Annotated in this window: 11 protein-coding genes and 1 pseudogene; 4 read left to right on the top strand and 8 right to left on the bottom strand. The window is 67.0% G+C overall.

Annotated features, from left to right (window positions below):
* Positions 1-542: 542 nt before the first annotated feature.
* Together AB0M65_RS38565 and AB0M65_RS38560 are read right to left on the bottom strand one after the other, a co-directional pair.
* The gene (locus AB0M65_RS38565; RefSeq protein WP_364039785.1) at positions 543-1,211 is read right to left on the bottom strand and encodes a TetR family transcriptional regulator; all 669 of its coding nucleotides are present in this window, start codon (positions 1,209-1,211) and stop codon (positions 543-545) included.
* 17 nt (positions 1,212-1,228) lie between these two features.
* Complete coding sequence (locus tag AB0M65_RS38560) at positions 1,229-1,651, bottom strand: hypothetical protein (RefSeq protein ID WP_364039782.1); 423 nt, start codon at positions 1,649-1,651, stop codon at positions 1,229-1,231.
* Positions 1,652-1,789: 138 nt separating this feature from the next.
* On the opposite strand from AB0M65_RS38560, the gene AB0M65_RS38555 reads away from it, so the two are divergent.
* Positions 1,790-2,989, top strand: a complete 1,200-nt coding sequence (locus AB0M65_RS38555) for an endonuclease/exonuclease/phosphatase family protein (RefSeq protein WP_364039779.1) — start codon at positions 1,790-1,792, stop codon at positions 2,987-2,989.
* Positions 2,990-2,992: 3 nt separating this feature from the next.
* On the opposite strand, the gene AB0M65_RS38550 is transcribed toward AB0M65_RS38555, so the two are convergent.
* Both AB0M65_RS38550 and AB0M65_RS38545 read right to left on the bottom strand, forming a co-directional pair.
* On the bottom strand, positions 2,993-3,643 hold the full coding sequence (locus AB0M65_RS38550; RefSeq protein ID WP_364039776.1) for a maleylpyruvate isomerase family mycothiol-dependent enzyme: 651 nt from the start codon (positions 3,641-3,643) through the stop codon (positions 2,993-2,995).
* Between the two features lie 20 nt (positions 3,644-3,663).
* Positions 3,664-3,999 carry an NIPSNAP family protein gene (locus AB0M65_RS38545; RefSeq protein WP_364039773.1) on the bottom strand — a complete coding sequence of 112 codons (336 nt, stop codon included), beginning with the start codon at positions 3,997-3,999 and terminating at the stop codon, positions 3,664-3,666.
* A 48-nt stretch (positions 4,000-4,047) separates the two neighbouring features.
* On the opposite strand from AB0M65_RS38545, the gene AB0M65_RS38540 reads away from it, so the two are divergent.
* Positions 4,048-4,989, top strand: coding sequence for a D-2-hydroxyacid dehydrogenase family protein (locus AB0M65_RS38540; protein WP_364039770.1), 942 nt, complete (start codon positions 4,048-4,050; stop codon positions 4,987-4,989).
* On the opposite strand, the gene AB0M65_RS38535 is transcribed toward AB0M65_RS38540, so the two are convergent.
* From AB0M65_RS38535 to AB0M65_RS38520, 4 genes are read right to left on the bottom strand one after another with little or no spacing between them, the layout of a single operon-like run.
* Positions 4,979-5,803: a serine hydrolase domain-containing protein gene (locus tag AB0M65_RS38535; protein WP_364039767.1), complete on the bottom strand. Its 825-nt coding sequence runs from the start codon at positions 5,801-5,803 to the stop codon at positions 4,979-4,981. The two genes, AB0M65_RS38540 and AB0M65_RS38535, sit on opposite strands and share 11 nt — an antisense overlap.
* Positions 5,804-5,862: 59 nt before the next feature.
* Positions 5,863-6,129: an HPr family phosphocarrier protein gene (locus AB0M65_RS38530; protein WP_364039764.1), complete on the bottom strand. Its 267-nt coding sequence runs from the start codon at positions 6,127-6,129 to the stop codon at positions 5,863-5,865.
* Positions 6,130-6,170: 41 nt separating this feature from the next.
* Entirely contained in the window at positions 6,171-7,427 is a 1,257-nt protein-coding gene (locus tag AB0M65_RS38525) for a PTS transporter subunit EIIC (RefSeq protein ID WP_364039761.1), read from the bottom strand.
* Entirely contained in the window at positions 7,424-8,212 is a 789-nt protein-coding gene (locus AB0M65_RS38520) for a GntR family transcriptional regulator (protein WP_364039758.1), read from the bottom strand. Before AB0M65_RS38520 ends, AB0M65_RS38525 begins: the two co-directional genes overlap by 4 nt.
* A 224-nt stretch (positions 8,213-8,436) precedes the next feature.
* On the opposite strand from AB0M65_RS38520, the pseudogene AB0M65_RS38515 reads away from it, so the two are divergent.
* A pseudogene (locus AB0M65_RS38515) lies at positions 8,437-8,682 on the top strand (PTS glucose/sucrose transporter subunit IIB); the annotation flags it as partial.
* The gene (locus AB0M65_RS38510; RefSeq protein WP_364039755.1) at positions 8,679-9,134 is read left to right on the top strand and encodes a PTS glucose transporter subunit IIA; all 456 of its coding nucleotides are present in this window, start codon (positions 8,679-8,681) and stop codon (positions 9,132-9,134) included. The pseudogene AB0M65_RS38515 and the gene AB0M65_RS38510, both read left to right, overlap by 4 nt.
* The last annotated feature ends 59 nt before the right edge of the window (positions 9,135-9,193 follow it).

Raw genomic sequence — 9,193 nt, 5'->3', positions numbered from 1 at the left:
TTGGTGGGGGTCCTGGTGTTACGCGTTGTGATATACCCACCCCCCCCCCCCCCCCGGCGCGTCCCGCGTGAAGGCCCCCTTCCCTCGGCTCAGCCGAGGGAAGGGGGCCTTCACGCGGACTCCCGAGGGGGGTGGCGACCAGTTCGGTACCGCCGCCGCACTGCCTTCCGGAAGTACATGAAGGCCCCCTTCCTTGCGCCTAGCGCAAGGAAGGGGGCCTTCATGTACTTCAAGGGCGAGTTTCCCCGGCCGAACCGGGGCAAGGAGCCCTTCACGGACTGCCAGGCGCGGTGAGCGGCCGGTCCAGGTGGTCGTGAGTGTTTTGGGTCGTTCTAACGCAATGCCACTTAGCTTAAGTTGATCAACCTCTTGACCTGCGGTTTCTTATGGGCGATGACAGTCGGTCAGGGTCTCGTGATCGCCCCGCCTTAGAGTGGTTGCCCTGGTCAGACGGCCGACGGCTTGGAATTGGTTTTCATATTCAATATAAGCTAAGTGGCATTGCGTTCTAACGACCCAAAACACTCACGACCACCTGAGGCTCAGGCGGAGTCGTCCCGCTTCGAAAGGTCCCGGATCAGCGAGACGATCTCCCGGCTCACCGGCCGCAGCACCCGCAGCCGCGAAAGCCCCACCAGCCGCGCGATCAGCGGCACCGTCCGCTCCACCAGTACCCGGCTGCGCTTCTGCCCGCGTGACCGGTCGTGGACCCAGAACAGCACGACGCCCATCTGGTAGAGCCACAGCAGGTCGGGCAGGTCGTCGCGCAGGTCCGGGTCGAGTTTGGCGTCGGAGTCGGCGATGACGTCGCGCATCAGGCCGATCGAGGCGTCCCGCGCGGGTGTCGATTCGTCGCTGAAGGGGCTCAGTGGCGAGTCCGGGTCGGCGGCGTTGACGAAGAACTGGGTGCCGAACCGGTGGTACGGCTCGGCGACGTCTAGCCAGGTGAGCAGGACCGTTTTGAGCCGCGCGCTGAAGTCCCGCTCACTTTCGATCGCCTGGCGCGACGTCGTTAGGTGCACTTTGGCGATCTCGTCGTAGAAACCCTGGATCAGCTGGTCTTTCGAGGCGAAGTAATAGTAGGCGTTCCCGACCGACACCCCGGCTTCGGCGGCGATGGCCCGCATGGTCGTGCGGTCGTAGCCGTTCTCTGCGAACAACCGCATCGCGGTCGCCACGATCAGCGACCTGGTTTCCTCACTCTTCGCCACCGCTGCACGTTATCCGGTCAGGGCGCGGGGTGCGGAGCGGGCGCCGGGTAGCCGGGGTAGGACGGCGGCGTCGGCGCGGGCCGCGGGATGGCGTTGCTCAGGTGCTTGCGCCGGATCCCGTTGAACACCAGCACGTTCCCGACGTGCATCACGCCGAGCACGAGCGCCACGGTGCCGACCTTCACCGACAGCATCTCGAAGACGTCTCGCGCGTCGAGAACGGTGTCGTTGCTGGTCAGGAACAGGGTCACGAAACCCAGGCTGACCAGGTAAAAGCCGACGACGAGCAGTTGGTTGACCGAATGCGCCAGTGCCTGCTTGTCCTGGAAGACGTCCTCCAAGAACGTCTTGCCGTGCTTGCTCAGCGTGCGGGCGACCAGGACGGTCAAGGGGACGGTGATGGCCAGGTAGAGCGCGTAGGCCACGACTACAGGTTGCATGGAACCCTCCTTTTGAACGTGTTCAAGAAGTACCGTAGCCCAGATTTTGAACGTGTTCAAGAGGTGCTGTTCACCTGAAACTCACCTGTGCGGCCGCCCGGGATGCGTAAGGTCGCACCGACTCCGGGAGGTAAGACCGTGAAACGCATCGCCGCCGTGCTCACATCGGGAGCCCTGCTGGGCGGGACGCTGCTGGCCGCGACGCCGGCGGAAGCCACGATCGGGCAGAACGTCCGCTTCGCGACGTACAACGCTTCGCTGAACCGTGGGGCCGCGGGCCAGCTCGTGACCGACCTGTCGCGGCCGGGCAACGCCCAGGCGGACGAGGTCGCCGAGGTGATCCAGCGCAACCGGCCGGATGTGCTGCTGATCAACGAGTTCGACTACGTGCCGGAGAACCGCGCGGCGAATCTGTTCCGCGAGAACTACCTGAAGCGCGGCCAGAACGGCGCCGCGCCGATCGACTACCCGTACGCCTTCACCGCGCCGTCGAACACCGGCGTCACCACCGGGTTCGACCTCGACCGCGACGGCAAGGTCGGCGGCGGCAACGACGCCCACGGCTTCGGCCTCTTCGAGGGCCAGTACGGCATGCTCGTGCTCTCGAAGTATCCGATCGACACCACGAGCGTGCGCACGTTCCAGAAGTTCCTCTGGAAGGACATGCCGGGCGCGCTGCTCCCGGACGACCCGGCCACTCCGGCGCCGAAGGACTGGTACTCGCCGCAGGCGCTCGACGTGCTGCGGCTTTCGTCGAAGTCGCACTGGGACGTCCCCGTCCGCGTCGGCCGCTCCACCGTGCACTTCCTGACGGCGCACCCGACGCCGCCCACCTTCGACGGCCCCGAGGACCGCAACGGCACCCGCAACAACGACGAGATCCGCTTCTGGGCGGACTACGTCACGCCGGGCAAGGGCCGCTACATCCACGACGACCGCGGCCACCGCGGCGGGCTGGGCGCGCACGAGAAGTTCGTCATCGCGGGTGACCACAACTCCGACCCGCTCGACGGCGACAGCGTCCCCGGTGCGATCTCGCGGCTGCTGAACGCGCCTCGCGTCGTCGAGACGCGCCCGGGCAGCGAAGGCGGCGTACGGGCGGCTCAGGACCAGGGCGGCGCCAACATCGGGCAGAAGGGCGACCCGTTCTTCGACACCGGCGACTTCAACGACAACGCGCCGGGGAATCTGCGGATCGACTACGTCCTGCCGTCGAAGGGCCTCTTCCCGACCCGCGTCGAGGTCTTCTGGCCGCTGCCTGATTCACCGCTGGCACGGCTCAACGACGCCTCGGACCACCATCTGGTGCGGGTCGACGTGTACGTGCCGCGCTGGTAGGTCTCAGACCGCTACCGGCGGAGTGCAGTGGGCGCCGATCCGCGTCCTGCCCGGACCGGTGAGCGCGGCGAGGCCGGTGCCCCGCCCGGTCGCGGCCATGAGCAGGTCGGCGAGCGGCCCCCGCACCTCGTCGGGGCCCTCGCCACCGGTCCAGCCGGCGTCGGTGGCGATCATCTTCACGCCCTTGCACCGTTTGCGCGCACCCCAGAACGGGCTGGCGAGGATGTGCTCCAGCGACGCGATCGCCTGCTCCTCGGGCATGGGCCGGATGAGGCCCAGCGGGCGGGCGATGTCCTGGCCGTGGATGAGGACGTCGGCGAGCGGGTCGATCGGCTTGGCACCGGGGGAGCGGTGGTCCGAACCCGCGTCCTCCCGGATCTGGGCGATGAGTTCGGCCGGCTCGAACCGGGTGGCGTGACCGATGGCCTGATCGGCGGTCATCCGGTCCCAATCACCCTTCGCCTTGATGGCGCCGATGATGGTGTCCTTGAGTCCGGTGCGAGGAGAAAGTGCCAGGTGGGCGGCCATTTCGTGGACGGTCCACTTCGGGCACAGGGTGGCCGCGGTCCAGTCTTTCTCGTCGAGACCTTCGAGCAGATCCGCCACACTCAGCCGCTCCGCCTCGGTCCAGGCCAGAACCTTGCCCTCGTCCACTGTTTCCTCCCCCTTGCCGATTACCGCCGTCTGAGTGCTTCGACCGCCGCTTCGGAGGTCTCGATGACGATCGTGTGGTAGCTCTCGATCCGCGAAACGATCGCCTCGCGTGGGCCCTTCAGCCAGGCCTCGCAGCTGTAGAACTCGCGTTCCTGGCGCTCGTGCTCCTCCAGCGAGTCGAACGCGCGGATCAGATAGGCCTCTTCTTGACCGTCTTCGGCGACCAGGGAACGACCGTAATCGATGACACGCAATCCCGCAGTTTCCAGCAGGGGGAGGGAATCCTCACGCATGACGCGGAGGAAATCCTCACTCGATCCGGGCTTGAGCCGGTAGGTCCGGAATTCGAGGATCACAGCGGCCTCCTTGGGCACGGTTCCGGGCCCGACCCTAGCCTGGGCACCATGAAGATCGCGATTCTCGACGACTACCAGAATGTCGCACTCGAGTACGGGGACTGGGACGCCCTCGACGCCGAGATCGAAGTGTTCACGCACCCGTTCGTGGACGCCACCGACGTGGTGGCCCGCCTGCGTGGCTTCGACGTCCTGGTCGCGATGCGTGAACGCACCCGCTTCCCCGCCGAAGTGCTCGATCGGCTGCCGGAACTCAAGCTGCTGGTGAGCACCGGCAAACGCAACGCGGCGATCGACGTGCCTGCGGCCCGGCGCAACGGCGTGGTCGTCTCCGCCACCGGGTATCTCGGCGCACCCGCGGCCGAGCACACGTGGGCACTGATCCTGGCCGCCGCCCGGAACCTGCCGACGGAGTTCCGGAACATGAGCGACGGCGGCTGGCAGACCACCGTCGGCACGATCCTGCACGGCAAGACCCTCGGCCTGCTCGGACTCGGCAGGCTCGGCGCCGGTGCGGCCGGTATCGGCAAGGCGTTCGGCATGGAGACCATTGCCTGGAGCCAAAACCTGACCCAGGAAAAGGCGGACCCCCACGGCGTGACGGCGGTGTCCAAGGAGGAGCTGTTCGCCCGTTCGGACGTGCTGTCGGTCCACCTGGTGCTCGGTGACCGCAGCCGCGGCCTGGTCGGCGCGCCCGAACTCGCCGCGATGAAGCCGACGGCGATACTCGTCAACACCTCGCGTGGTCCGATCGTGGACGAGGTCGCTTTGGTGGATTCCTTGCGCCGCAAGGAGATCGCGGTCGCGGCACTCGATGTCTTCGACGTTGAGCCGCTGCCTTCGAACCACCCGCTGCGCACGCTGGACAACGTCGTGCTGACGCCGCACATCGGCTACGTCACTCGTGAGGCGTACGAGATCTTCTACCGCGACGCGGTCGAGGACATCGCGGCCTTCCAGGCGGGTGCGCCGCTGCGGGTCATGGAGTGAGCCCGCGCAGTTCGGCGAGGACGGTGTCGGTGTAGGGCGGCCATACTTCGGCCGCCCACGGGCCGAACGCGCGATCGGCGAGCGCGACGCAGGCGGCACCGGCGTCCGGATCGACCCACAGGAACGTGCCGGACTGCCCGAAGTGGCCGAAGGTCCGCGGCGAACTCGACGAACCGGTCCAATGTGGGCTCTTGTGGTCGCGGATCTCGAAGCCGAGGCCCCAGTCGTTCGGCTTCTGGTGGCCGAAACCGGGCAGGACACCGGAAAGGCCGGGGAAGACGACGGACGTCGCGTCGCGGACGGTTTCGGCGGCGATGAGCTTCGGGGCCTGGAGTTCCGCGGCGAAGGCGACCAGATCGTCCACAGTGGACTCGGCGCCGGACGCCGGTGAGCCGGTCAGTTTGGTCGCTTTCATGCCCAGCGGCTGGAAAAGCGCCTCCGCCTGGTAGTCGGCGAAGGGGATGCCGGAATGCTCGGTGAGCGCGTCGGCGAGTTGTTCGAATCCGGCGTTGGAGTACAGGCGCCGGTTGCCGGGCGCGGCCATCGGCTTGTGCTCGTTGAAGGCCAGACCCGAGGTGTGCGAGAGCAGATGCCGGATCGTAGAGCCCTCCGGACCGGCGGGGGTGTCCAGTTCGACGACGCCCTCTTCGATGGCGATCAGCGCGGCGTAGGCCGTCAGCGGCTTCGTCACCGACGCCAGCTTGTACACCTTCGCCGTGTCGCCGTGCGTGCCCAGCACGTCACCGGCGGCGGTCACCACGGCCGTGGCGGCGTTGTCCACCGGCCACTGTTCGATCTCGCGCACGCTTTCCATGCCCACACCCTACGAAGCCCGGGCCGTTCGGGGCGGCCCGGGCTTCGCAGTGGGTGGGATCAGGCGTCGAGGTCGGTCGCCACCAGCTCGGCGATGGCGTCGACGGCGGCTTCGGCGCCGTCACCCTCGGCACTGATGATGACTTCGTCGCCGAAACCGGCGGCGAGTGTCATCAGGTTCAGCACACTGCCGGCCGCGACCGGGTCGCCGTCCACCTTGGCGATGGTCACCGCGACGGGCTGCGCCGCGGCCGCCTTGGCGACCAGTGCGGCGGGCCTGGCGTGCAGGCCCACCTTGCTGGCCACGGTGACTCGTTTCTCCGGCATGTTCTTTCCCTTTCGTGCCTTCGGTTTTCTTGGAGCTGAAACTACTTGACGGGTTTGGCCGCGGTGGCTTCGAGATCGGCCTCGATCGCGTCGTCCTCACGGCCGGGGGTCCGCAGGTTCCACTTCTTGATCACAAAACGGAAGATCACGTAGTAGATGACCCCGTAGGCCAGGCCGATCGGGATGAGCAGCCAGACGTTGCTGCTCGCCGCCGGGAGACCGCTGTTGAGCGCGAAGTCGATCGCACCGGCGGAGAAGCCGAAGCCGAGGTGGATGTCGAGCGCGTTCACCAGTGCCATCGACGTACCGGTCAGGACCGCGTGGATCACGTACAGCGGCCACGCGACGAACATGAACGAGAACTCGATCGGCTCGGTGATACCGGTCAGGAACGAAGTCAGCGCGCCGGCGATCATCACGCCGCCGACGATCTTCTTCTGGCTGGGCTTCGCGCTCTGCCAGATCGCCAGCGCCGCGGCGGGGATGGCGAACATGAAGATCGGGAAGAACCCGGTCATGAAGGCGCCGCGGGTGGGGTCGCCCTCGAAGAACTTGGTGAGGTCACCACCGTCGAAGATGAACCACACCGGCACGTTCAGCAGCTGGTGCAGACCGACCGGGATCAGCAATCGGTTCAGCACACCGTAGATACCGCCACCGACGACAGGGGCGCCGGTGACCGCCTCTCCCGCGGCCTGAATGCCTTCGTTGACCCAGTGGAAGACCAGACCGAAGGGCACCGCGAGGATCATCAGCGTCAGGGCGGTGACGATCGGCACGAACCGGCGGCCGCCGAAGAAGGCCAGGTACGGCGGCAGCTTGATGCGGTAGAACTTCTGCCACAGCAAGGCGGTGACCAGGCCGACGATCACACCGGCCAGCACACTGTAGGGCCACTTCATCGGGTTGAGCATCAGGCCCGCGGGCTTCTCGGGATTCCAGCCCGGCAGCTCGGAGAACGGTGCGAAGACCTGGAGGACGCTGGTGAACACGAAGAAGCCGACCACGGCGGCCAGCGCGGTCGCGCCGTCACTCTTCCGGGCGAAGCCGACGGCGATACCCACCGCGAACAGGAGCGGCAGCCAGTTGAACAGCGAGTTGCCTGCCGCACCGAGAACCTCGGCCACTTTCGTCCAGCCGAGCCCTTTCTCGCCGAGCAGGTCGGGCTGACCGAACCTGTTGAGGAGTGCGGCGGCGGGAAGAGCGGCGATGGGGAGCATGAGGCTGCGGCCGAAGCGCTGAAGCCCGGCCAGTCCCTTGCCCTTGCTCTTCGCCCCCTCCGCGGTGGTGGAGCTCATCGAGTACCTCCATAGTGAGGATGGTGACCGGAATCCGGGGTGTTCCGGTCCAGCTGCATGGTGACCTGGTAGTGATCGCCCCGGTACCAGGAAGTCATGTCTTCGATCGGTTCCCCGTTGACGCTGGAGACCCGGCGGAAGACAAGGAGTGGACTGCCGGCGCGCATGCCGAGCAGGCGTGCCGTTTCGCGGTCCGCGGATTCGGCCCAGACCGTCTGCCACGCGTGATCCGGGCGAAGGTCATACGACTGGGCGAGTTGGACGTACAACGATCGGGTGAGATCGAGGTCGAGCAGGCCGGGCATCCGGCCCGCGTGGTACCAGCCGCGTTCGACCGCGAGCGGCACCCCGTCGGCACGGCGGAGCCGCACCAGCCGGTGTGCCGGAGTTCCGGCGGTCAGTCCGAGAGCGTGCGCCGAGGGGGCGGGCGGGACCTCGGTGGCGGTCTTGACGACCTCCGTGGTCGGGGTCATCCCGCGACGGCGCATGTCCTCGCTGAAGGACATCAAGTAGAGCTGCAATTCCATCCGCCTCGCGGCGGTGAACGTCCCCTTGCCGCGCACGCGCGACAAAAGTCCTTCTTCGACCAGCTTGCCGATCGCCGACCGTACCGTGAGCCTCGACACCTGATAGGTCTCGGCGAGGTCACGTTCCGAGGGAATCGGTGAGCCAGGGGGTAGCTCACGCTCCACTGTGCGGCGCAGAATCTCCCGCAGCTGGGCGTGCTTGGGCGTCGGTCCGTTGATCACACGGTCGGACGGCGGCTGCTGCGCCGGAGCGCTCATGACGGTCACCGTCCTTTCGGGCCGGTCGGCTGGGGAACCCGTACTCGCATCTGTTCCGGAAGATTGGTACGTTCCGGTCTAGACCAATGATCCGATGGGGCAGGATGCTCCGTCGCACGAGCGGGTGTCAACCACCGTTACGCGTTCGTGGCCAGGGATCGGATGCGAGTCGGCGAACGGCGTAGTACAGCTGGTTCGCATGTGGGAAACCGACAGGGAACAGGGAGACCGCGATGGCGGATGACAGGGCGGAAAAGATCCTCGCTGGGCTCGGCGGTGCCGAGAACGTCATCGAGGTGGAGGGGTGCATCACGCGGCTGCGCTGTGAGCTCGAAGACATGAGCCTGCTCGACGAGCCGGCACTGAAGGCCGCCGGCGCGATGGGCGTCGTGCGCATGGGAGCCGGTGTCCAGGTGATCGTGGGGCCGGAGGCCGACACGATCGCCAGTGACATCGAGGACCTGTTGTGAGCCTGGCGATCCTGAGCCCGGTAAGCGGTAAGACGACCGCTATGACCGAAGTGCCCGATCCGGTCTTCGCCGAATCGATGGTCGGCCCGGGTCTCGCGGTCCTGCCGTCGGGCGGACGCCAGGACGCGGTCGCGCCGGTCGACGGGACGATCGTCACCCTGCACCCGCACGCCTTCGTGGTGGCCGCCGAAGACGGTCACGCGGTGCTGGTCCACCTCGGGATTGACACGGTCAAGCAAAAGGGCGAAGGCTTCACCCTGCACGTCGTCAAGGGCGAGGCCGTCCGCGCGGGGCAGCCGGTCGTCGGCTGGGATCCGGACGCCGTCGCGGCAGCCGGTTATTCGCCGATCGTGCCCGTGGTGGCGCTGGACGCGAAGGCCGAGGTGCTTTCGGGACTGCTCACCGGCGTTGACGTCGAGGCGGGCGACCCGATCTTCACCTGGGACAGCTGAACTTCCCGCTCCCGAGTGTCATGAGGGGTCCCCATCGGACGAATTTTGTCCGATGGGGA

The sequence above is a fragment of the Amycolatopsis sp. NPDC051071 genome (genome assembly GCF_040682875.1).
Lineage (GTDB): Bacteria > Actinomycetota > Actinomycetes > Mycobacteriales > Pseudonocardiaceae > Amycolatopsis.
Note: the sequence above shows the minus strand (reverse complement) of the source record. Positions and strands in the feature narration are given on the sequence as shown.

Bases quoted from the DNA above. Each gene is read 5' to 3' on its own strand.
- AB0M65_RS38560 (WP_364039782.1), bottom strand. From the start codon at position 1,651: ATGCAACCTGTAGTCGTGGCCTACGCGCTCTACCTGGCCATCACCGTC.
- AB0M65_RS38540 (WP_364039770.1), top strand. From the start codon at position 4,048: ATGAAGATCGCGATTCTCGACGACTACCAGAATGTCGCACTCGAGTAC.
- AB0M65_RS38535 (WP_364039767.1), bottom strand. From the start codon at position 5,803: ATGGAAAGCGTGCGCGAGATCGAACAGTGGCCGGTGGACAACGCCGCC.
- AB0M65_RS38530 (WP_364039764.1), bottom strand. From the start codon at position 6,129: ATGCCGGAGAAACGAGTCACCGTGGCCAGCAAGGTGGGCCTGCACGCC.
- AB0M65_RS38525 (WP_364039761.1), bottom strand. From the start codon at position 7,427: ATGAGCTCCACCACCGCGGAGGGGGCGAAGAGCAAGGGCAAGGGACTG.
- AB0M65_RS38520 (WP_364039758.1), bottom strand. From the start codon at position 8,212: ATGAGCGCTCCGGCGCAGCAGCCGCCGTCCGACCGTGTGATCAACGGA.